The organism is Caballeronia sp. LZ033, from assembly GCF_031451265.1.
Classification (GTDB): Bacteria; Pseudomonadota; Gammaproteobacteria; order Burkholderiales; family Burkholderiaceae; genus Caballeronia.
In genome coordinates this window covers 18,179-40,660 of the sequence record NZ_JARUXQ010000009.1, presented here as the reverse complement: position 1 = coordinate 40,660, position 22,482 = coordinate 18,179, and the positions used below count along the sequence as shown (strand labels likewise).

At 61.0% G+C, this 22,482-nt stretch carries 21 protein-coding genes and 1 pseudogene; 11 read left to right on the top strand and 11 right to left on the bottom strand.

The window, feature by feature from the left end; genetic code table 11:
- Window positions 1-117: 117 nt before the first annotated feature.
- Both QCE62_RS34620 and QCE62_RS34615 read right to left on the bottom strand, forming a co-directional pair.
- The gene (locus QCE62_RS34620) at window positions 118-573 is read right to left on the bottom strand and encodes a copper uptake system-associated protein (protein WP_309927893.1); all 456 of its coding nucleotides are present in this window, start codon (window positions 571-573) and stop codon (window positions 118-120) included.
- Window positions 574-986: 413 nt separating this feature from the next.
- Entirely contained in the window at window positions 987-1,346 is a 360-nt protein-coding gene (locus QCE62_RS34615; RefSeq protein WP_309927892.1) for a DUF2946 domain-containing protein, read from the bottom strand.
- Between the two features lie 155 nt (window positions 1,347-1,501).
- Between QCE62_RS34615 and QCE62_RS34610 the strand changes: the two genes are divergently transcribed.
- The 3 genes from QCE62_RS34610 to QCE62_RS34600 all read left to right on the top strand — a co-directional run bounded on the left by QCE62_RS34610 (window position 1,502) and on the right by QCE62_RS34600 (window position 5,574).
- Window positions 1,502-1,975: a DUF2946 domain-containing protein gene (locus QCE62_RS34610; protein WP_309927890.1), complete on the top strand. Its 474-nt coding sequence runs from the start codon at window positions 1,502-1,504 to the stop codon at window positions 1,973-1,975.
- A gap of 347 nt (window positions 1,976-2,322) precedes the next feature.
- Window positions 2,323-4,260, top strand: coding sequence for a TonB-dependent receptor (locus tag QCE62_RS34605; protein ID WP_309927888.1), 1,938 nt, complete (start codon window positions 2,323-2,325; stop codon window positions 4,258-4,260).
- A gap of 177 nt (window positions 4,261-4,437) precedes the next feature.
- Complete coding sequence (locus tag QCE62_RS34600) at window positions 4,438-5,574, top strand: branched-chain amino acid ABC transporter substrate-binding protein (RefSeq protein ID WP_309927887.1); 1,137 nt, start codon at window positions 4,438-4,440, stop codon at window positions 5,572-5,574.
- 4 nt (window positions 5,575-5,578) lie between these two features.
- Here the strand turns inward: QCE62_RS34600 and QCE62_RS34595 are convergent, their stop codons facing one another.
- Window positions 5,579-6,055: an Lrp/AsnC family transcriptional regulator gene (locus tag QCE62_RS34595; RefSeq protein ID WP_309927884.1), complete on the bottom strand. Its 477-nt coding sequence runs from the start codon at window positions 6,053-6,055 to the stop codon at window positions 5,579-5,581.
- A 137-nt stretch (window positions 6,056-6,192) separates the two neighbouring features.
- Between QCE62_RS34595 and QCE62_RS34590 the strand changes: the two genes are divergently transcribed.
- Window positions 6,193-7,410, top strand: a complete 1,218-nt coding sequence (locus QCE62_RS34590) for a diaminopropionate ammonia-lyase (protein WP_309927881.1) — start codon at window positions 6,193-6,195, stop codon at window positions 7,408-7,410.
- Window positions 7,411-7,420: 10 nt separating this feature from the next.
- Window positions 7,421-8,590, top strand: coding sequence for a M20 aminoacylase family protein (locus tag QCE62_RS34585; protein WP_309927879.1), 1,170 nt, complete (start codon window positions 7,421-7,423; stop codon window positions 8,588-8,590).
- On the opposite strand, the pseudogene QCE62_RS34580 reads toward QCE62_RS34585, so the two are convergent.
- Window positions 8,578-8,961, bottom strand: a pseudogene (locus QCE62_RS34580) (succinylglutamate desuccinylase/aspartoacylase family protein); the annotation flags it as partial. The gene QCE62_RS34585 and the pseudogene QCE62_RS34580 sit on opposite strands and share 13 nt — an antisense overlap.
- A gap of 3 nt (window positions 8,962-8,964) precedes the next feature.
- Between QCE62_RS34580 and QCE62_RS34575 the strand changes: the two are divergent.
- Entirely contained in the window at window positions 8,965-9,231 is a 267-nt protein-coding gene (locus QCE62_RS34575; protein WP_309927876.1) for a GNAT family N-acetyltransferase, read from the top strand.
- On the opposite strand, the gene QCE62_RS34570 is transcribed toward QCE62_RS34575, so the two are convergent.
- The 4 genes from QCE62_RS34570 to nikR all read right to left on the bottom strand — a co-directional run bounded on the left by QCE62_RS34570 (window position 9,203) and on the right by nikR (window position 14,112).
- On the bottom strand, window positions 9,203-10,666 hold the full coding sequence (locus QCE62_RS34570; protein ID WP_309927875.1) for a PepSY domain-containing protein: 1,464 nt from the start codon (window positions 10,664-10,666) through the stop codon (window positions 9,203-9,205). The genes QCE62_RS34575 and QCE62_RS34570 overlap by 29 nt on opposite strands.
- Window positions 10,667-10,747: 81 nt before the next feature.
- Window positions 10,748-12,967: a TonB-dependent receptor gene (locus tag QCE62_RS34565; protein WP_309927873.1), complete on the bottom strand. Its 2,220-nt coding sequence runs from the start codon at window positions 12,965-12,967 to the stop codon at window positions 10,748-10,750.
- A 64-nt stretch (window positions 12,968-13,031) separates the two neighbouring features.
- A complete protein-coding gene (locus tag QCE62_RS34560; protein ID WP_309927871.1) occupies window positions 13,032-13,532 on the bottom strand; it encodes a hypothetical protein in 501 nt (166 codons plus the stop codon).
- Window positions 13,533-13,653: 121 nt separating this feature from the next.
- On the bottom strand, window positions 13,654-14,112 hold the full coding sequence (gene nikR / locus QCE62_RS34555; RefSeq protein ID WP_309927869.1) for a nickel-responsive transcriptional regulator NikR: 459 nt from the start codon (window positions 14,110-14,112) through the stop codon (window positions 13,654-13,656).
- 172 nt (window positions 14,113-14,284) lie between these two features.
- Here nikR and QCE62_RS34550 point away from each other — a divergent pair, with 172 nt between their 5' ends.
- The 3 genes from QCE62_RS34550 (at window position 14,285) to QCE62_RS34540 (ending at window position 16,950) form a co-directional block, all read left to right on the top strand.
- Window positions 14,285-15,346 carry a HoxN/HupN/NixA family nickel/cobalt transporter gene (locus tag QCE62_RS34550; RefSeq protein ID WP_309927902.1) on the top strand — a complete coding sequence of 354 codons (1,062 nt, stop codon included), beginning with the start codon at window positions 14,285-14,287 and terminating at the stop codon, window positions 15,344-15,346.
- Window positions 15,347-15,704: 358 nt separating this feature from the next.
- Window positions 15,705-16,523 carry an amino acid ABC transporter permease gene (locus QCE62_RS34545; protein WP_309927868.1) on the top strand — a complete coding sequence of 273 codons (819 nt, stop codon included), beginning with the start codon at window positions 15,705-15,707 and terminating at the stop codon, window positions 16,521-16,523.
- Window positions 16,524-16,614: 91 nt separating this feature from the next.
- Window positions 16,615-16,950, top strand: a complete 336-nt coding sequence (locus tag QCE62_RS34540; RefSeq protein WP_309927866.1) for a hypothetical protein — start codon at window positions 16,615-16,617, stop codon at window positions 16,948-16,950.
- 81 nt (window positions 16,951-17,031) lie between these two features.
- Here QCE62_RS34540 and QCE62_RS34535 read toward each other — a convergent pair whose 3' ends face one another.
- Window positions 17,032-17,958, bottom strand: a complete 927-nt coding sequence (locus QCE62_RS34535) for a LysR family transcriptional regulator (protein WP_309927864.1) — start codon at window positions 17,956-17,958, stop codon at window positions 17,032-17,034.
- A 266-nt stretch (window positions 17,959-18,224) separates the two neighbouring features.
- Here QCE62_RS34535 and QCE62_RS34530 point away from each other — a divergent pair, with 266 nt between their 5' ends.
- Complete coding sequence (locus QCE62_RS34530; RefSeq protein ID WP_309927862.1) at window positions 18,225-19,370, top strand: porin; 1,146 nt, start codon at window positions 18,225-18,227, stop codon at window positions 19,368-19,370.
- Window positions 19,371-19,398: 28 nt separating this feature from the next.
- A complete protein-coding gene (locus QCE62_RS34525) occupies window positions 19,399-20,901 on the top strand; it encodes a CoA-acylating methylmalonate-semialdehyde dehydrogenase (RefSeq protein ID WP_309927860.1) in 1,503 nt (500 codons plus the stop codon).
- A gap of 14 nt (window positions 20,902-20,915) precedes the next feature.
- Here QCE62_RS34525 and QCE62_RS34520 read toward each other — a convergent pair whose 3' ends face one another.
- Both QCE62_RS34520 and QCE62_RS34515 read right to left on the bottom strand, forming a co-directional pair.
- Window positions 20,916-21,707 carry an SDR family oxidoreductase gene (locus tag QCE62_RS34520; RefSeq protein WP_309927858.1) on the bottom strand — a complete coding sequence of 264 codons (792 nt, stop codon included), beginning with the start codon at window positions 21,705-21,707 and terminating at the stop codon, window positions 20,916-20,918.
- 15 nt (window positions 21,708-21,722) lie between these two features.
- Window positions 21,723-22,463 (bottom strand): beta-ketoacyl-ACP reductase, encoded by a 741-nt coding sequence (locus tag QCE62_RS34515; RefSeq protein WP_309927856.1) that lies wholly within the window; start codon window positions 22,461-22,463, stop codon window positions 21,723-21,725.
- Window positions 22,464-22,482: the final 19 nt, after the last annotated feature.

Here is a 22,482-nt window from a genome sequence, read left to right as displayed (position 1 = left end):
AAATGGCCTGCGTCGCCCTTTCTTTCTGGTCAAAGAAAATCGCGTGTCGATGGAAACTCGGTCATTCTTATCTATCGTTTGAATGGCCTCCCCCCGCGATCAGGCATGGCGGTTCGTCTATATTCGGCCGCTCCGCGCACCGAACAGATCAAATTTCCGAACGCGTTTGGGATCGAGCGCGCGCTCCGACTGCTCCAGTTTTTCGATCAGCGCACGCGCCGTCGAAGCCGGAATGCCGGCGTCACGCAGTTGCTGCATGTCCTTCATGGAGTCTCCGCCGCAAGCGGCGATCGTCCACGCGCCATCTTTCTTCCTGAGCAAGGCACGTCCGCCCATCTCGCCCTGAATCCAGTCGGCGATTGCTACGTGCTGCTCGACTGCGACGGGCGCAACCTCGAGCTTTTGCTGTGGTCGATCGTAGTTGCGGGAAAGCAAAGCGCGAATCTGTTGCACGTCATCCTCCGACGCCTGCGCGATATGCGTGCAAAACATTGCTTGCACCAACACTGCGGCGAGCATCGTTTGACGGGCCGAGTTCCGGCGCGGAACAGGGTTGATCGTGTGGCGCATCATGTGCGCCTCGCAACGACTGTCGTGTTTCCGTGATGCGAACACGCGCATGGCTTGAGAATCGTGACGGACGGTGCAGGATCGGCCCAACCCGGAGACGCGGTGATCGCGGCTATCCAGATGACCCACAACACGACTGCAATCAAGGCACCGATATTCAGATGCGTCGTTAAACGCATCATTTGCTCCATGACCCGCATGGATATCTCCCGGAGACGAACGACCAAACGCCTGCCCGGTCGGGCAAACGCAGAACGTTCTAATGTTTTTCACTTGCTTCGCGTTCGCAAGTCGAGAAACCATGCGCGGGCACTACGCGCAGGACTTATCCAGCGATGCGACGCTCGGAATGTCTCTCGACTATGGTGAACGGTGGCACGAAAGCGTGCGCCGGACGAAACGGACGCCGAAATCGGTCAGGAAAAAACGGGAGGACCGCGAGGGCGTCCCGAAGGGAACGCGCCGGAGGGAATGAAGCGTACTGACAGGATTAGGACCGCACTGGCAATCGCGAGGATGACCGGCATATCCACGCGCGGCGGAACTGAGGGCATGGCCGCATGCGTAGTCAGCAAGTCACAGTAGGCACATGCGCTTAACATGTCTTCCGACTGGCGCGCCTGATGTGATTGATGATCCGACGAACACAGCACAGCGGCAGGTTGTTGCGCCTGATGTGCTTGAACCATTTGACTGACGAGCGGCACGAGCGTGATCAGGCACATCGCAATGATGCCAAGCCAAGCGCTTAGTCTTCGATGTGCATGAATAGTCATGTGGATGCCCGTTTAGCGCGTGCAGTGTAACATTCGTTCGCCTTTTCAGACGACTCAAATACCGAGTTTTCGCACCCTCTCTGCCACGTTCCGAACGCTTGAGTCACGTCGTTTCAAAATGAACCAGACAGTACGCCATCGCTCGAATGCAATGGTTGGACTGGACGCACACCGCCCTATTTCTTTTTGTAAAGGAAAGTAAAGAAAGGCATAATTCGGGCATCTTATCTTCTTGGAATGTGAACGTGTTGCGTCGCCGCCTCTATCAGCGAACGGGATGGTTGTTGGCATGGTTCGCCATGCTGCTGATCACGTTCGCCCCGGCAGTCTCGCAACTCATCGCAGCACGCGCGCATCCGGTCGAGCTCACCGCCGAGTTGTGCTCGGTGCATGTATCTCAAGCCTCGACCCATCAGCACTCGACTTCCTCGGCCGACAGTCATTTCGATGGCCAGGCTTGCGGCTATTGCCAATTCTTCACTCACGCACCCGGCATAGCGAATGCACTGTCCGCTGCGTCGCCGCAGCGCACGTCTTATGGCACGTACGTCGTTGTCGCCGCGCGTGCAGACACGAGCGTTGCGCGGTTCAGTCAGGCCCAGCCACGCGCGCCACCCGCTTCAATCTGATTTCCTTTCCTGAGTCGCTGCCCGCTCATGAAGCGTGGCACCGCTTTGTCTGCGCGAACACCATGCGTTGAATTGAGCGATGGTGAGCTTCGCCCTGCGCTCTCGCATCCAAGACCGCCCTTGCCGTTCATTGACAGGACCGGTGGGCGTCGTGCTGCCAATCACTTATGATCCGAACCATCACTTTTGTTTCGACGGTATCCGTCGCGGTAGGTCCTTCTCTCGTTCACGCCCAGACAAACGACGATCCATCCAGCACGAGCCTGCCCGCGATATCCGTCAGCGCACCCAGACAGAACGAGCTCGAACGGCCTCTGAACACCGGCACGCGCCTCGGTCTCACTTCGATGGAAACACCGGCCAGCGTCGAGCAGATCGATCGCCGGCAGCTCGACGAACGCGGCGATGAAACCATTCTCGATGCCGTGAGCCGCGCAACCGGCATCAGCGAATCGCCGCATCCGGGCAACGGTGGCGCGGAGTTGTCGGCGCGAGGATTTGTCGGCACGTCCTCGGTGACGCAGCTCTACGATGGGGTGCGACCTTACGGCGCAATCGGCGTGACCTATCCGTTCGATACCTGGGCCATCGATCACATCGACGTGCTGCGCGGTCCTGCTTCAGTGATCTATGGCGAAGGCGCGATCGGAGGTATCGTCAACGTGGTGCCGAAGAAACCGACCCGCACGCCGATCGAGCGCGAAATCCGGCTCGGCATTGGCACCGAACGCACGGCGCGGCTCGCCTTCGGCAGCGGCGGCGCCATCAATGACAAATTGTCGTATCGATTCGATGTCAGTGGCAACCGCTCCGCGAACTGGGTCGATTCCGGCAACTCGCGCGATCTATCCGTGTCTGGCGCGCTGCGTTACGACATCACGCCCGAGCTGAACGTCACGGCCTCGTATGCGCAGGGTTATCAGCATCCGATGGAATATTTCGGCATTCCGCTGGTCAATGGCGCCTTCGACCGCTCGCTGGTGAAGAAGAACTACAACGTGAGCGACAGCCTGATTTCCTATCGCGATAGCTGGGCCACGCTCGCCGCGACATGGCAGCCAAGCGACAACCTGAGCGTGACGAGCACGCTGTATCGCATGAAAAGCAATCGGCATTGGAAGGATGCCGAGTATTACAGCTATATTCCGTCGTCGGGTTTGATCGAGCGCAGCAGTTACACGGAGATCTTTCATGATCAGGAGCAGATCGGCAATGTCACCTATGCCACGCTCGAAAGCGGTGTTTCCGGCATGCGCAATACCGCATCTGCGGGCGTCGAATTCAACCACACGACGTTCCAGCACGACAACAACTCGCCCTATGGTGGCGAGTCTTTCGTCGATCCGTACAACTTCGATCCGGGCCTGTTCATCAACCAGGCCGGTACGCTGCCGAAGTACCGCACGCAGGCGAATCAGTACGCGTTCTTTGCCGAGGACCGACTGGCCATCACCCCGCGCTGGTCGATCGTCGGCGGTCTGCGCTACGACCATGCGAGTGTGAATCGCGACGATCTGATCAACGGCGGCGCTTTCACCAAGGTATTTCCGAACACCAGCTGGCGCATCGGCAGCGTGTATGACATCACACCGACGCTTGCGGTGTACGGCCAATATTCAGTCGCCGCCGACCCGCTCAGTTCGTTGCTGATGCTTAATGCGTCCAAAGCGAATTTCACTCTGGCGACGGGCAGGCAGATCGAAGTTGGCATCAAGCAGTCGTTCCTGAATGGCAAGGCCGACTGGACGCTGGCGGCGTACCGCATCGTCAAAAACAATCTGGTGACGGCAGATCCTTTGAATCCGAACAATTCGATCCAGGTCGGCCAGCAGTCTTCGCGCGGCATCGAGGCCACGCTCGGTGCCGAGGTCGCGCGCGACTGGCGCATCGACGCGAATGTGTCGATCCTGCGAGCCAAGTACGACGATTTCGATGAAAGCACCGGCAGCGGTGTCGTCTCGCGTGCGGGCAATGTGCCGGTGTCCGCGCCGCAGCGACTCGCCAATCTCTGGGTAAGCTGGCGCTTTCTTCAAGAGTGGACCGGCATTGCCGGATTGAAGTACGTCGGCAAGCGTTATGCGGATACGGCCAACCAGATCGAGATGCCGTCGTACACGACCGTCGATCTGGCGCTCGCATGGAAGCCACGCAAAAACACGACGGTCACGGCGCGCGCCTATAACGTGTTCAATCGCCATTACGTGCAGAGCGCTTATTACGATGAAACGCAGTTTTTGCTCGGCAACGATCGGCGGCTGGAGTTGCTGGTGAATTACCGCTTCTAGTGCTTTTTTCAGGGGCTTCGAGGGCGCGTCACCGGACGCCACCCGTTTCACCGGTAAAAAATTGCGTCTCGCCTGAGTTCAGCGCACGATATTCTCGCGCGGGCCCCTTCCTTCAATTTTGGCGCTCGCGTCCGCTCTCTACGATTGAGTCTTGTCACTTATCACACGAGACTCGCCATGCGCCATCGACTGCCCGTATCCGCGCTCCTGAGCGCCGCACTTCTCACCGCCACCGCGTCCGCGCATGCCGATGTCGCCGTCAAAATTGGTCAGGTTTCGCCGCTCACAGGCGAACTGGCGCACATCGGCAAGGACGACGAAAACGGCGTGCGCCTCGCTATCGAAGATCTGAACGCGAAGAAGATTCAGATCGGCGGTCAGCCCGTCACCTTCGTGCTCGATTCACAAGACGACGCCGCCGATCCGAAAACCGCTGTGACCGTCGCGCAGAAGCTCGTCGACGATCGCGTGTCCGGCGTGGTCGGTCACGCCAACTCTGGCACGTCAATTCCGGCCTCGCGCATCTACGCCGACGCCGGCATTCCGATGATCACCGAATCCGCCACCAATCCCAAACTGACGGCGCAAGGCTTCCAGTCGGTATTTCGCATGGTCGCGAACGACGTGCGGCAAGGCACGGTGATCGGCACGTATCTGGTCCGCGATCTGCACGTAAGCAAGGTCGCGATCGTCGATGATCGCACCGCCTACGGACAAGGTCTCGCGGATGAGGTCGAGAAGGCAGTCAAGGCCGCGGGCGGCACGGTGGTGGCGCGCGAATACGGCACCGATAAGACCACCAACTGGATGAGCGTGCTGACCACCATCAAGAGCGCGGTGCCGGGCGGTATCGTGTTCACGGGTGGCGATACGCAGGCGGCGGCGTTCGCGCAACAGGCGCAGAAGCTCGGCATCAAAGCCAGGCTGATCGCGGGCGACGAAGCCTGCACGCCACAGTTCATCACGCTCGCGGGCGCGGCGATGAACACCGAAAAATACTGCACGCTCGCCGGCGTGCCGCGCTCGCAGATGCCCGGCGGCGAGACTTTTTTCAAGCGTTATCAAGAGCGATTCGGCGCGCCCGTGCAACTCTATGCGCCCTACGCGTACGATGCCGTGATGGCCATGGCCACCGCGATGCAGGCCGCCGGATCGACCGATCCGCACGTCTATCTGCCGAAGCTGCGCGAACTCTCGATGAACGGCGTCACCGGCGTAATCCGCTTCGACGACAAAGGAGACATGCGCAACGGCGCCATCACCGTGCGCCAATACGGCAACGGCGCGTGGAACGATCTGACCGTGGTGCGCTGAGCTTCTATTCGTCGATCAGCACCGGCACGCCCAGTCCGACCTTCACGCGGCTCATGCTCACCAGCGTCTTGAAGCGCTTGACGTTGTTGTTGGAAAAGAAGAGCTGCCGCGTGAGTTCCGTGTATTGATCCATATTCTGCATGGTCAGCACCAGCACGAAGTCCCACTCGCCCGCCACGTAATAACACTGCTGGATATGCGGACATTGCGCGAAGGTGCGCTTCATTGCATCGAGCAGATCAATCTGTTCGCTTTCGACTTCGACCATGGTCACGATGGTCAGCGCACAGCCCACTTTCTCCGGTGCGACGATGGCCGCGTAATGTTCGATCACGCCTTCGTCGGACAAGCGCCGCAGACGGCGGTTGACGGCGGCGGTGGAGAGATTGACGCGCGCGCCCAGTTCGTTTTGCGGAGTGTGCGCGTCCTGCTGGACCTCCATGAGCAGCTTGCGATCGAAAATGTCGAGCGACACGGACATGACAGCACTCCCCTTGCGAACGAAATTTTTTTGCGCGGATAGCAGTAATTTTCGAACCGGCTTGATGGTCCGCATGAATATTATTTGGCAATGCCGCTTCGAGCGTCAACTCGTCAATTTCCCGGAGCACCCCGCAGATGTCGATTACCAACCCTCGCGCCCAACGAAGCGAATACGCATTGCGCGACATTCTGAGCATCGCGCAGGCCGATGAAAGCCGCGCATGGCTCTCGACATGGCCGCGTCTCAATCCCGCGCCGACGCCGCTTTACAGCCTTGCGCATGCAGCGGCGCATTTCGGTATCGCTTCGCTGCATGTGAAGGACGAATCGCAGCGCTCCGCGCTTGGCAGCTTCAAGGCGCTCGGTGCGCCGGTCGCGCTGCTGCGGCTTGTCACGCGTCTGTGGCACACGCACCGTCTCGATCCGCGCGCGTTGTTCGAAGGACAACATGCGTCGCTGCTCGCGCATCTCACCGTCATCAGCGCGACCGATGGCAATCACGGCAAGGCGCTCGCTGCGGCCGCGCGTTCGCTAGGCTGCCAATGCGTGATCGTGCTGCATGCCCAGGTGAGCGCCGAGCGCGAATGGGCTATCGCCAGTGAAGGCGCGCGCATCATGCGTATCGACGGGAATTACGATGCCTCGGTCGCCGAGGCCGCGCGTCTCGCGCATGTCAACGGCTGGCATGTGGTGTCGGATACGTCATACGATGGCTATACCGAGATTCCGCGCGATGTGATGCAGGGCTACGCCACCATTCCCGCCGAGATCATCGAACAGACCGCCAGTGCGCGCGATACACCCGCATTCACGCATGTGCTGCTGCAAGGCGGCGTCGGCGGGCTCGCTGCCGGTGTGGCGAGTTACTTCTGCGAATGGCACGGCGCGCGGCGGCCGCATTTCATCGTGGTCGAGCCGCATCAGGCGGACTGTCTCTATCAAAGCGCGCTGGCAGGGCACGCCGCACACGCAACCGGTTCGGTCGATTCGATCATGGCCGGTCTCGCATGCGGCGCAGCATCGCCGCTGGCGTGGCGCGTGCTGGAGCCGTGCATCGATACCTTCATGACCATCAGCGACGACGAAGCCATCGCTGCCATGCGCGTGCTCTCCGATCCCAGCACGAACGATGTCCCGATCGTCGCGGGCGAATCGGGCGCGGCGGGTTTCGCGGGACTGGCGGCACTGATGCGCGAGCGCTCGCTGGCCGCACTCGCCGGACTCAATTCGCAATCGCGCGTGCTGGTCATCAACACCGAAGGCGCGACCGCACCCGCGTTGTACGAAGAGCTCACCGGCCAGCACCCCGAAGACGTGCTCGCGCGTCAGCGCACGATCAGCCATCTTGCCTGAGGAGAATCACATGGAAACCACACTTCAGGCGCGCTTGCAGGACTGGCGCAGACAGTTGCACCGCTATCCGGAGACGGGATTCGAGGAGCACCGCACGTCGGACTTCGCTGCGTCCATTCTCGGCGCGCTTGGTTACGAAGTGGCGCGCGGTATCGGCGGAACGGGGCTGGTGGCCAGTCTTCGCGCGGGTAACGGCATGCGTGCCGTGGGCCTGCGCGCCGATATGGATGCGCTTGCCATCAGCGAGCACGCGCCCGCCCGCGCGCATATCTCGCTCACGCCGGGCAAGATGCACGCCTGCGGCCACGACGGTCACATGGCGATGCTGCTCGGCGCGGCGCGTCAACTGGCCGAACAACGCGATTTCGACGGCACCGTGCGCTTCATCTTCCAGCCTGCCGAAGAACACGGCCGCGGCGCAAAAGCGATGATGGCCGACGGCCTGTTCGAGCGCTTTCCCGTCGATGCCATTTTTGGCGCGCACAACATGCCCGGCATGAAGGCCGGCACGTTCGCGACGCGCGGCGGTGGCATCATGGCGAGCGAGGATAATTTCGTCATCGGAATCGAGGCGCGCGGGACGCATGCGGCGCGGCCGCATATGGGTATCGATCCGATCGTGATTGGCGCACAGATCGTGCTGGGATTGCAGACCATCGTGTCGCGCAATCTCGATCCGTCGCAATCGGCGGTCATCTCGTGCACCGAGTTTCTCACCGACGGACTGCGCAACGTGATCCCGTCGGCGGTCACCATCAAGGGCGACACGCGCAGCTACTCGCGCGACGTGCAGGCAATGCTCGAAACGCGCATGCGCGAAGTAAGCGAAGGCATCTGCCGCACGCACGGCGCGCAATGCAACTTCGAGTACACGCACGAGTTCGCGCCGACGGTCAATTCAATCGAGTGGGTCGAGACGGCGGCACGCGCGGCGGCCAACGTGGCGGGCATCGATTCCGTCGACACCAACGTCACGCCGATGATGATCTCCGAAGACTTCGGCGCGTTTCTGCAAGTGGTGCCGGGCAACTTCATCTTTATCGGCAATGGCGAAACGGGCGAGCCGCTGCACAACCCAGGTTACGACTTCAACGACGAGATACTCGAAACCGGCGCGCGCTATTTCGCGGCCGTCGCACGCCTGGCTCTGGCGCGCAACCCGAACGCTCAGGCATATTGACGATCGTCGTCGGCGAGTTGAAACAGGCAGTCACCGCGACGCACCTGCGCCTGCACCCGCCTGCATGCAATCTCTCCCTGACCGCCGAAATACACCGTCACCGGCTCACGAAGCGGCGTGTCGGGGAAATGAATGCGTGCAGCCGCCTGCCCCTTCGTCACCCGCTCGCCGAATTCCGCAAGCGGCTCATAAAGACCATCGTCGTGCGCGTAGACATAGTGATGTGATCCCTCGACGCGGAGAAAGCGCGTCTCGGCGGGCGGTCCTTCCGGCACCAGTTCACCGCGCAATGCACCGACATGCGCCAGAAAGTTGAGCAAGCCCTGCCGCCCCTGATCGATGAGCCTCTTGCTTGACATCCCCGCTCCGCCCGCGTGCATGTCGGGTATCGCTTTGCGGTGGAGGCGTGGGGCCAGGGCTATGCAACCGAACTCGCCAGGTATGCGATCGAGTTCGGTCTCCGCGATTTGTCGCTGGATGAAGTGCTGGCCTTCGTCCGGCCAGCACACACCGCGTCACGCAAGGTACTGGAGAAGGCGGGCATGAAGGTATGCGGCACACTCGACGACGTCCCTGACGCAGCGCCGAGCGTTCTCTACACCATCTCGGCAATCAGCTTGCCTGCCGCGCATAAGGTCTGAACACGGCACGATCTGCCAGCCACACCGCGATCATCGTCGCTCCCATCAACGGGAAGATCACGGCGAGTAGCACCATGCCGACCTTCCAGCCACGCATCGGCGGCGCCACACGTTCTCGCGACGGTGCGCCGACCGATTTCGCGGGTCGACGTTTCCACCACATCACGAAACCGGTCACGGCAAGCGTTGCGAGCCCGAGCGAGATCGCCGCGCAGATGATCTGATTGGCGAGCCCGAAATAGCGGCCCATGTGCAGCGCCGTGCCGTAGGACACGGCTTTCGACACAGCGCCATAGTCTGTATAGCGGATGTCCTTCATCACCGCACCGCTGTACTGGTCGATGTAGATGGTTCGCTCCGCTTCAGGGTCCGCCGGAAAATACGACACCGTATAGACGCCGTCAGTCGATGCAGGCAACGCGATCTCGTAACCCCCGTCGATTCCTTCGTGACGCATCATGTCGACGACCCGGTCGACGGTGATGCGCGCCCCGCTCTCGCCCGCCGGCGCGCTCGGCACTTTTACGGCACCCACCGCCCAGGGAACGTTGGCAAGCGGCATTTCGTCCATCGTCATGCCGGGCATCGACTCCATGTCGCTCATGTGATGATGGCCCGCCGTCTGAGTCGGCTCCTGTGCGGCCGGTGCTTGCTGCCCCGGCACGTTCGAACGCAACGGCAGCCCACCCCACGATCCCTCAGGCGCGCCCATATTCGCGCTGGTCGCAAGCGACTTGAAGCCCTGTCCCCACGATCCGGTCCACGGCAACCCCGTGAGCACAAACGCCACTGCGCCAATGGCCAGCCATATCCCGATCGACGCATGCAGGCTCTTCCAGAACGGCCGCCCCTTCAGCGCGAAATCCGGCACGAACGCGCGGCTCATGCGCGCCGCGCCTTGCGGCCACCACAGCGCGATACCCGTGCCGATCATCACCAGCGTCCAACATGCGACCAGCTCCATCAGCAATTCGCCGAACTTGCCGAGCAGGAGCTTGCGATGCAGCATGCGCGTGACCTGCATGAAGCGATCGTCGACGCTTAGCGTGCCGAGCACTACGCCGCTGTACGGATTGACGAACACGCTCTGGCTGCCTTCTTTGGGCACTCGGAATACGAACTCCGCACTGCGATTCGGCTCGTCGGGCAGGCGCACGCCAGACGGTTTCGATCCGGCCGGCAACGCGGCTTGCGCGCGTGCAAGGAGCGCCTCCTGACTCAACTTCGACGTCGCCTCCGGTTGCACGACCATGCGATGCGGATACAGCAGCGGCTCGATCTGCGGCTGAAAGCAATACAAGGTGCCCGTGATCGCGAGCACGACAAGGAACGGCATCACGAAAAGACCCGCGTAGAAGTGCCACCGCCAAAGCGTGCGGTAGCCATTGCCGGTTCGCGGTGCGGCCGCGGTGTTGTCCTTGAAGGTAGTGGACATGCATCCTCCGATTACGTGTTGCTACTGCATGCCGGCCCGTCGTATAGGACAGGCCGGTGCGTCATTTGAAAATGCGTTCGGTCAGAGCGTGATCCTCAGGCCGCCATAGACGCTGAATGGCTGGCCGTACTGCGGAGGCGTGGTCGTGCCTTGCGCGCCGGTGTCGTAGTACAAATGACCGCCCAGGTTCTGAATCAGCCCATAGACTTGAACCGTCTTGTTGATCTGGTACGACGCGCCCAGATCGATGATGGCCGCTCCGCCGTTTCTGACCGTATGCGCCGTGTTGTACCAATAGCCCGTCCACGCCTTGACTTGCGCGGTCAGCGTGAGCGCGGGGATCGCTTCCCAGCTCGCTCCGCCCGTCCATACCCAGTGCGGCACCTGCCCGAGCTGGTTATGTGTGGGCGACGTCAATGGCGTATTGGATTCGGTCAAATACGCCTCGGTGTAGGTCAGCCCGCTGTTGAGCGTGAGCGTCGGCGTGACCTTCACATCGCCGAACAACTCCGCCCCCATGATGGTCGCCTTGCCGACGTTCTGATACTGCCGCACCGACGTGATGCTGGAGAGTCCTGTCCCCGCGAGAATGCCCGCGCAACTCGCCGCTGTCGAACACAGCGTCGGGTAGTCGATGTAGTTGCTCACGCGGTTGTGGAATGCGGTGAACGACACGTTGTAGAGGCTCTTCTTCAGATCGAAACCGATCTCCTCGCCCACATTCGTCTCCGGCACCAGATTCGGATTGGTCGAGTTATACGTCCCTCCCGATACATACGCGCGGTACATCTGATTCATTCCCGGCGCGGAGAAATTGCGATAGACCGCCGCGCGCACGTCCAGCCCGTTGTCGAAGTAATACTTCGCGCCCAGCCGCGGATTGAAGGTGAATTTGCTTGCATCGTTGAGCTGCTGATTCAGACTGCCGGCCAGCGACTGCCCGGCGATCGACGCGTTGTTCGCCCGCCAGTAATCGCCCCGCAGCCCGAGCGTGATGTCCAGCGGAATCGACTGCGGCCGGTACGTGCCCTGAGAGAACACACCGAAGAACTGATGCTGCCCGTGCACCGTGAAGGTGGACGTGTTGGTGCCGGCCACGTTGTACAGATTGTTCTGGTCGTCGACACCGAGATAGCGATAGTCCACACCGACCTTCAGATCGTGGATCGGGCCAATGTCCTTCTGCCAGTACACGGAGCCGCCCGCGGTCTTGTACGGCGCGCTTTCGATCTGCGACACGTACGAGTAACCGAGCGTCGGCGTCGAAAGCGAGTAGCCGCCAGTCTGGCTGGCGTTCCGGGTGAAATAATTCGTGCGATCCACCCACGCGTCGGCGTTCAGGCTGCTGCCGTCGTCGAGCTTGCGGGTGGCGCCTGCGCGCAGTCCGTAGCGCTCCCACGTGTTCTTTGCGTTGGCGTAGACCAGGCCGTCTTCGTGCTTGTCGTGCTCGTAGACCTGCAGGTAGTACTTCGATGCCGCATCCGGCGTCAGATAGAACGACAGCGCGACATTGTTCGCAAAGCCCGACGTCGCGACGTTCGACGCATTGCGATATTGCTCCGGCGTGAGGTTATAGCCGTCCGTGTGATACGTGTTCGCGGTCAACCCGACGGTCAGCACCGGCGTGGACAGCAGCGTAATGGCGGCATCCGCCGTGCGCGTGTTGTAGCTGCCGTAGGACACGTCGAGCGTTTTCTCGCCCGGTTGCGGCTCCTTGGTGATGATGTCGATGACCCCGCCCATCGCCAGGTTGCCCCACAGGCTCGTCGCGCCACCGCCGCGAATCACCTCGATCTGGTCGACACGGCCCTTTGGCACGATCGACCAATCCACTGTGCGGAAATAGCCGTCGTTGATCGGCACGCCGTCGACAAGCACGAGCGTTTTGGTGCCGAACGCATTGCCGAAACCGCGAATGCCGACGATCGACGAAGTCGGATGCAACGCGAAGGTCGACACCTGTGGCGTGTAGACGCCCGGAATCTTGTTGACGATCTGATCGACCGTGGTCTGCGGCGCCTGCTGAACCTGCTTGCGCGACAACGCGGTCGTGCTGAGATCCATGTCGTCAAGGCTCGTGCCCTTGCTGGCTGAGACGGTCACACTCGGCAATGTGGACGTCGCATTCGTTCTGCTGCCAGACGCGGGTTCATCTGCGGCATAGGCTGTATGCATGGCGGCAATCGATGTGGACATCGCGATCAATGCGGCGCGCGCGTTCGAATACGGCACGCGGCGTCGTAACTCGCGTGCGCGCATGCCGACGCCACCCGCACCATGCGGGCGTGGTCTGAGTTTCATGACTGTTTCGTTCGTAGATGGATAAGCGCGTCCGGACTCGCGTGCGGACGCCGATCAGGGCTTATCAGGCGAACACAGGAGGCGCGCGCGTGGGCGGCCTGATATGAAGAAGGAGCGCACGCACTGCGGTGGCACGCGGCCGACGCCACGATTCACGCAGCTGTAGTGGCGCGAACAGGAAGAAAAAGACGACGATGCTGGCGAGCGCGGTGGCAAGTGCCGCGCTAAAGGCGCACAGATCGCTGGAATGACTCATGGCGCCCGCTTGGTCATGCTCGGCGTGATGCACCGTCACGTCTACGTGATCCACTGGCATCGCCATATTTGACATGCCTGACATATCCATGCCGGGCATCGCCTGCATGGACCCATCCATTGAATCTGAGGCGGACATCTGCATCGTGTCGTCGTGAGTCATCTCCTTGACGACCATCACGCCATGACCCGAGCACAGCATCAAGAAACCACCCATCGCGTCATGATCCGGATCGATCATGACGGCGCTGGAAAGCAAGGCCCGCGCGAGAAGCACGCCAAATACCATTGCCAGCAAAGCGTGCCGCATTGCGCCGCCTCGCCGGATGAGGTGGCGAAGGGCAGTCATAGCGCGGCATTCTACAGCGATTGCGTCATCAAATCAGCGAGAAGGCGCGCCAAGGCATTCCTTACGAACAGCCTGCAAACGGTCAAACATGCAGATGGTCGTGATGACCTGTTGACGCGCCATGACTGTGCTCGGTCCGTTCGACAATCACAGGAATGGTGTGCAAGTTGGCGTACCGCACGCCACGCTGGCTGGACAAGCTATCGGCAAACGCCCGCAGGTCGGTTGCCCGCCCGCGCAGCACCGAGGATTCCAGCACGCTCTCGTGGTCAAGATGAACGCGCAGGCTCGCCACCGCAAGGTCGTGACGATCGTGGTGAGCCTGGGTCACGCGCCGGGCGAGATCCCGGGTCGCGTGATCGTAGACATAGGTGAGCGTCGCAACGCACGGTTGCTCCGGCGCTTGCTCCCTCTCACGTGAAGCACTCTCACGGACGATATCGCGGAAAGCCTCCGAGCGACTCGTATAGCCGCGTGCCTCCATCAGGGCGTCGACAACGTCGAGCAGGTCGTCGTCAATGGTGATCGAAATGCGTTGCATGCTTGCCTCACGACAATGGGTATGGACCGACTACGAACGGAGCATAGTCCGGCCGTCACGCTACCCATCGTAACTTGACAAAACACGTATGATCTTTTTTGATAAAGGTAATATTCGCTCTGATCGCGCGCACGGCACTGCGTGGATAGCAACCATCATCGGGGTAGCGGATATGCATGTGGACCAAACACTCGTCAGTCAGGAGAACTCGAACGTTCGGGGCAGAGTGATCGGGCTATATGCGCTTCTCGCGGTCTTCAACATCGGCGCGTGGATCTGGGCGTACGTCGCTTTCCGCGGTTATCCGCTTCTCATGGGCACCAGTCTGCTCGCCTATACGCTGGGCCTTCGCCACGCGGTTGACGCCGACCACATCGCTGCAATCGACAACGTCACACGCAAGTTGATGCAGGCGGGCAGGCGTCCCGTCACCGTCGGCCTGTTCTTTTCGCTTGGACATTCGACCATCGTCGTACTCGCCTCAGTCGGTATTGCGGCGACCGCACTTGCGCTGCAAAGTCGGATGGATGGATTCAAGGAGATTGGCGGACTGATCGGCACGCTGGTATCGACGTTTTTCCTGTTTGCCATCGCGCTGATGAACCTCATCATTCTGCGTTCCGTGATCGACGCCTTTCGACGTGTGCGCCGTGGCGAACCGTATTCGGACGAGAACCTGGATTTGCTCCTTGCTAATCGCGGATTGCTCGCGCGAATTTTTCGTCCCGTGTTTCGGCTCGTCACGAAGAGTTGGCACATGTATCCGCTCGGATTTCTGTTCGGCTTGGGATTCGATACTGCAACTGAGATCGGCTTGCTTGGCATCTCAGCGGCTGGCGCATCACAAGGTTTGCCGATTTGGTCGATTCTGGTCTTCCCTGCCCTGTTCACTGCAGGCATGACGCTGATCGATACGACCGACAGCATTCTCATGCTTGGCGCTTACGGTTGGGCGTTTGTCAGACCGGTGCGCAAGCTCTACTACAACATCACGATCACGCTCATTTCCGTCGTCGTAGCGCTTGCCGTCGGGAGTATCGAGGGCCTCGGCCTAATCGCAGACAAGCTGCATCTGAGTGGTGCCTTCTGGAATTGGGTCGGCGAACTCAATGAGAATTTCGGCTTGCTCGGTTATGCGGTCATTGGCATATTCGTGGTGAGCTGGATCGTGTCCGCGGTCATTTACCATATCAAGGATTACGACGAACTCGATGTTCGATCCGATCCTGCTTAAGCCCAGCCGGCGGTCTAGCCGGCGTGTATCCCTCGCCGTCCGCTTTAAACCGTCTTACTCTTTCAGGCCCGCGAGGACCTCATGGTGCCTGCCTTGACCGTAGATCGACGTCTAGCCGTGTTCAACCTCGCCGGGAAGACAGCAATCTTTTGATTTGCAACCCTATCAACATAGGGGCGGAAGACGCAGCACTATCAGGGCTAGAGCGTCCCGACCTGGAAATTGCATCGAAATCAAGAACACCCTTAGCTCCCGCTGGACGACCCCGCCGCCAGCTTGCCACTTGTTTGAACCCGACATCTGTAAATAGCCAGAACAGGACATTAGGATATAGCCGCTACAACAAGAAAAGTTGATCGTGAGCGCCGTTGCCGTGCTCGGTCTGATCGTGGCGACCGGCATGCGGCTCGAATCGAGCGGACAGTTCGAGGCGCCGAAGTGGGCCATTTTCTGGCATTGGGGCACCGCGAAATTCCTCTTCGACGGACTCGTCTCGACCCTCCAGGCGGCGCTGTGCTCGGCGCTCGCTGCATTCGTACTGGTCATACCGCTCGCGCCCGGCAGGTTGTCCTCGCGCGGATGGGTGTGCGCGCTGTCGGGCACGTATGTCGAATTGTTCCGCGCGGTGCCGTTGTTGTTGCTGATCCTGTTCATGGTGATCGAACTGCCCGCGCCGGGTTTCGACTGGCCTGCCCTCGGCTTTTTCGTCGTGGCCATGGCGCTGCATCACGCGGCGCTCACCGCGGAAGTGGTGCGCGCAGGCATTCTCTCGCTGCCGCGCGGACAACGCGAAGCGGCGCTGGCGCTGGGCATGCGTCCGTGGCAGGCGATGCTGCACGTCGTGCTGCCGCAGGCGCAGCGCAACATGCTGCCGGCGCTGATCAGCTCGTTGCTTGCCGTCGTGCAGGACACGTCGCTCGGTTATGTGATCCCTTACGACGAACTGCTGCACCGGTCACAGGACATATCGAGCTATGCGCCCGAGTCGCTGCTGCAGGCGGCGTTCATCGTGACCGTGATGTATGGATGCGTCAGCGCCGCGCTCCTGTTCCTGAAGCGATGGGTCGTGCGCCGCCAGATCCACGGAGCCGTACGCAAGGGGACATCCACCGCCTTGCGGGAACCGGTTCTCGAAGGCGGCGATGTGGTCACCGCTGCGGACTCCAGCAAGGCGTGAGGAGATGCGCCCCAGCGCCCCGTGGTATGTTTGGTTCCTGGCGAACAAGCTGGCTGGACATCGCCGATGTCTGTTATTCCAGGGGCTTAACATGGCAGCAGGTAACGAGACGACCGATATTGGCGACAGCCAGAGTATTCAGGCCCTTCAAGCACTTGCTGGGGTACTGGAACGTGCGCTCGACGAGGCGACGAGCGTGGTGCTGATTCGGCATGTGCCGGAGGTGTGCACTGTCTATCTCGGTGACCCGTCCGGGCCGCGAGAACAGCTTCGCCGAGTGGGGAAAGTGTCCCGCGAGATCGCGGATGAAATGCTGAAGCTGACATCATCCGGGCCGAATCGCGTTCAGATCGGCGATCAGCTTTATCGCTTTGTTCGGACCTTTACGCAAGTCGAAGGGACCGCTGCCGTGGTTCTTTCGATTTGAGCGTGTCACACTTTTAACGGATCGAACTTGCCCTGAAAGCGAAGCACGCTTTCAAAACAGGGCGTTCTGAGGAAAGCGCCGTTACCTCACCTGTTCGAGACATTGCGTCTCGTCCGGGCTATCGGTTGCGGTTCTGAAGAAGTCGATGCAACAGTCGACAAAGTTTCTCAGCCGTGCAGGCAACAGTTCGCGATGCGGATAGAACAGACATACTTCGACGCTGCCGCTCGAACCCGTGCTTCCCGGCAGCAGCTGCACGAGATGCCTCGCAAGGATGTCTTCACGGACCATCGTATCGGGAAGAAGGGCAATGCCGATTCCGGACATTGCTGCCGCGCGTAGCAGCACCTCGTCGCCTTCCATCGAGGATATCGGGGCTATCGCCACCTTGCTTCCCTCCTCGTCCAGTTCAACCACACCGGGCCGTTTTCCTCTTGCGCCGTGTTGAACCAGCAGGAAATGTCCGGCGAGATCCGCCGCACACTGGGGCAAGCCATACTCGGCAATATAGGCCGGTGACGCGACCAGGATCGACATCGACCTCAATAACGTGCGTCGGATCACCGTCGATTGCTCGACCAGATGCGACGGCAGCATCGCGAGATCGAAGCGGCCGCCGTAGAGATTGACCGGCCCCTCCTCCACGGCAATCGCGAGCCTGATGTGCGGTGCGATGCGCCGATAATGACGCAACAGCCGCGCGAATTCGCCGCTCATCAGCGTCGGATGAATCACCAGTCGAAGGCTGCCGCCATCGAACTCCCGCTCTTGCGAGATGCGCCGGTTGGCCTCATCGAGCTCTTCGAGCAGACGGCTGCACGTGACGAAGTACGGCCGTGCGGCGTCGGTCAGGAAGACGGAGCGCGTCGTTCTCAGCAAGACTCTCGTCTGCATGCACGTTTCGAGCTTCGCAATCGCCTTCGATATCGAGCCCGTGCTGACATTCAACGATTCGGCGGCCTTGCTGAAACTCTGGAACCGCGCGGCCGCCACGAATGCCCTCAACATGTAAAGCTGATCCATCTCGCACCTCACGATTCACTCTGAAAGAAGACTAGGTGCAAAGCGCCGGCGGCTCCAGCGTCCGTTGAGGTGCCGGGCACATGCTTGCGTATATCCGCGCCATACCAGCGGATAGTTCTGCTTGCGCATTCCGGATGACACGCATATTCGCCACGGCGGGAAAGCTGTTTTTACCGCCGCGCGTTTGAACAGCAGCGCATCGGCCGATACTCTTTAGACACCCACTTGTCCTGTCCGCTCCGGGGTGTGACATGAAGAGACTCGCTCTAGTCGTGATATCCGGCATCGTAGCGGCGTCGGCCCAGGCGCAGTCTTCTGTCGTGTTGTATGGATTGATCGATGCAGGGCTTTCCTATGCGAACAACGTCGCCAAGGGCGGCTCGCAAGGCGGGCTGTTTCAGACGACCAGCGGCCAGATCAACGGCAGCCGTTTCGGCGTGCGCGGCACGGAAGACCTGGGTGGAGGACTGCACGTCATCTTCGTCCTGGAGAACGGCTTCAATCTTCAGAATGGCAAGCTCGGACAAGACAACCGTTTCTTCGGCCGGCAAGCCTTCGTGGGCCTCGATGCGAAGCGCCTCGGCACCGTGACCGTGGGCCGGCAATATGACTTTCTGACTGACTTCGTCGAGCCGTTGACAGGTGTTGCTACGACGTTCGGTGACGCAAGCTTCGCTCACCCGTTCGACAACGACAATCTCGACCACTCGATCCGCATGAACAATGCCATCAAGTACACGAGCGATGATTACTTCGGCTTGAAACTCGGCGGACTCTATGCGTTCTCGAACAGTCCGTCCTTCGCGAACAATCGTGCCTACAGCGTCGGCGGGACTTATACGCACGGCTCGTTCAATGCCGCCGCCGCGTATCTGCAGGAAAACGGCTCGAACTCGACGACGAACGCCTCGGGTGCAATCGATTCAATTGAGACCCAGTCCAATGGCACCGCCGGATTCCAGCTTGGAGCCGATGTTCAGCGCACCGTCGCGGCCGCACTCAATTACGCCTTCGGCAGCGCGACAGTGGGATTTGCTTACTCGCACAGTCAATTTCAGGGTACGCGGTCATTCGGCTCGAACAACGGCACGCTCAGATTCGACAACTACGAACTCAACGCGAAGTATGCGTTCACGCATGTGCTGGTCTTCGGCCTGTCCTACACCTACACGGACGGACATGTGACGCAGAGCACCAGCTATGGCGCGGATCCGAAATGGAATCAGGTCAACCTGCAGGCAGTGTATTCCTTGTCGAAGCGTACCGATGTCTACATGGAAAGCATGTTCCAGCACGCAATCGGACACGGCTATGTCGCGTTCGTCAATAACTCCGGCGGCGCGTCCTCGACATCGAATCAGGTGGTCGTGGCCATCGGCATGCGCGCGCGGTTCTAGGCGCACGCAGGACAGACAGGAGGAAGCAATGAGCGAAGCGAGCGATTCGAAGTCATCCACGGTGCGGGAGCTGGGCCATTTCATCGACGGTCGACGGGTCGCCGGCACCAGCGGGTCGTTTTCCGACGTATTCGATCCCGCGCAAGGGCGCGTATCCGCGCGCGTGCCGGTCGCGACGCCGGACGAAGTTGCCGCCGCCGTGAGCGCGGCACAAGCCGCATTCCCGGCCTGGAGCGAAACGCCACCGCTGCTTCGCGCGCGCCTGATGTTCAAGTTCAAGGCGCTGCTCGAGACGCACGCCGACGAAGTCGCGGAGCTCATTACCCGCGATCACGGCAAGCTGTTCGACGATGCCAGGGGTGAAGTGTCGCGAGGTCTGGAGATCGTGGAATTCGCCTGCGGCATTCCTGACCTGCTCAAGACCGACTTCACCGATCAGACCAGCGTGGGCATCGACGCATGGAATCTGCGTCAGCCGCTCGGCGTTGCGGTGGGCGTCACGCCGTTCAATTTTCCGGTGGTCGTGCCGTGCTGGATGTTCGTCATGGCAACGGCCACGGGCAATACCTTCATCCTCAAGCCCTCCGAGCGCACGCCATCGGCGTCCATACGGCTCGCCGAACTGTTCTTCGAGGCGGGCTTCCCGAAAGGCGTCTTCAACGTCGTGCATGGAAGCAGGGAGGTCGTCGACGCGCTGATGGCCCACCCCGACGTGAAGGCAGTGTCGGCTGTCGCCTCGACGCCCGTGGCCGAGTACATCTATACGGAAAGCGCAAGGCACGCCAAGCGCGTGCAGGCGCTTGGCAGCGCAAAGAATCACCTGGTCGTGATGCCCGATGCCAATCTCGACCAGACGATCGATGCCTTGATCAACTCGTCGTATGGCTCGGCAGGCGAACGCTGCATGGCGACATCGGTGGCCGTGGCGGTCGGCGCTATCGGCGATGAACTGGTCGAGCGCCTCATTCCGCGCGTGCGCTCGCTCAGGATCGGCGGCGGCATGGAGCCCGATCTGGACATGGGTCCGCTCATCAGCGCCGCTCATCGCAGCAAGGTCACACGTTATATCGAAGCCGGCGTCGCGGCGGGCGCCAGGCTGCTGGTCGATGGCCGTGGACACACCGTGCGCGGCCACGAGGAAGGATTCTTTCTCGGCGGTTCGCTCTTCGATGACGTGACGCCCGACATGAGCATCTATCGCGAAGAGATTTTCGGGCCGGTGCTGTCGGTCGTGCGCGTACCCGATCTCGCCAGCGCCATCGCGCTCGTCAACGCGCACGAACTGGGCAATTGCGTATCCCTCTACACCTCGGACGGCGCCGCTGCGCGCGCCTTCTCTCGCCAGATCCAGGTGGGCATGGTGGGCATCAATGTTCCCAGCCCGGTGCCGTCGGCGTGGCATTCGTTCGGCGGCTGGAAGCGCTCGCTGTTTGGCGATCATCACACCCACGGAGAAGAAGCCGTGCGCTTCTACACGAACTACAAGAGCGTCATCCAGCGCTGGCCGGATAACGCCGGCAGAGACCGTTGAGCTGCGCCGCGCGCTCACAGATACTCGACATTCCCATCGACGCTGATTGCCTGTCCCGTGATATTGCGGGCCGCCGGCGATGCAAGAAAAAGCGCCATCGCGGAGACATCGTCGACCGTGACCATGCGCCGCAGCGAGATCTTCTTCAGATACTCGTCACGCATCGCCGTCTCGCTCACACCGAGCGATTCGGCGCGTGCCGCGATCACGCGATCCATCCGCTCGCCCTCCACCACGCCCGGCAGAATGGCGTTGACCCGGATGTCGCTGGGCCCCAGTTCGACGGCCAGGGATCGCGTAAGTCCAACCAGCGCCCACTTCGTGGCGGCATACGGCGTGCGAAATGCGTAGCCGAGCCTTCCTGCAACGGACGACATCGTAATGATGCCCGCACGCTGCGAAGTCGCTTTCATCAGCGGCACGGCCTTGCGCAGGAAGTTGAACTGCCCGTTCAGGTTCGTCGTGACGGTTTGCTCCCATTGCTGCGCGTCGATTTCTTCGATGGCTCCGGTCGGCCCTGCAATGCCGGCGTTGTTGATCAGCAGATCCAGTCCGCCCAGCGCGCGTTCGGCCAGGGCCGTGACCTGCCCGACCTGAGCCGCATCGCTGACATCCGCAACGCAGCCGTACAACGAAGCGCTCGCCGAGGTGAAGCGCTCGACGGCGGCCGCATCGACATCGCAGATCACGACTTGCGCGTCCACGTCAACAAAGGCGCGGGCCATCGCCGCGCCGATGCCCGAGGCCGCGCCGGTGATCAACACCCGCAGACCCGGCTGCGGCTTCAACAGTTCGAAAGGTTTCATGGCAAGGAGAAAGTTCTAGAGCGTCATGCCGCCGGACACTTCGATGACGGCGCCATTGATGTAGCTGGCCTCGTCGCTCGCCAGGAAGGCGTAGACGTTCGCGACCTCGTCAGCTGTCCCGAGCCGGGCCAGGGGAACCTGCTCGCGCATCTTGTGCAGCACGTCTTCGGGAATCGTCGACAGGATGGCCGTGTCGATAAAGCCGGGCGCGACCGCGTTCACACGAATGCCCTTCGGACCCAGTTCACGGCTCCATGTCTTCGTGAATCCGATCACGCCGAATTTCGATGCGGCGTAGTTGGTCTGCCCGAAGTTGCCATGGATGCCCACGACCGAACTCGCGTTCAGGATTACGCCCGAACCGCGCGCGACCATCCCGTGTGAAACCGCCTGACTCAGGTGGAAGACTCCGCGCAGATTGACGTCGATGACAGCGTCGAACTGGTCGAGCGTCATCTTCTGGAGACGTGCATCGCGCGTGATGCCTGCGTTGTTCACCAGCACGTCGATCCGGCCGAAGCGATCGAGCACGCTCGCGATCACTTCGTCCACGCCGTGCCGGTCGGTCGTATCGAGGCAGTACGCCGCCGTCTGCGCGCCTGCGTTCGTACATGCTTCGGTGATCGCGTTGAGCGAGGATGGGTTGATATCGCACGCGACGACCACCGCGCCTTCGCGCGCGAACTTGAGCGCTGTGGCGGCGCCGATGCCCTGCCCCGCGCCCGTGATCAACGCAACCTTGTCTTGTAGTCTCATGTTTTTTTCTCTGGCGTCA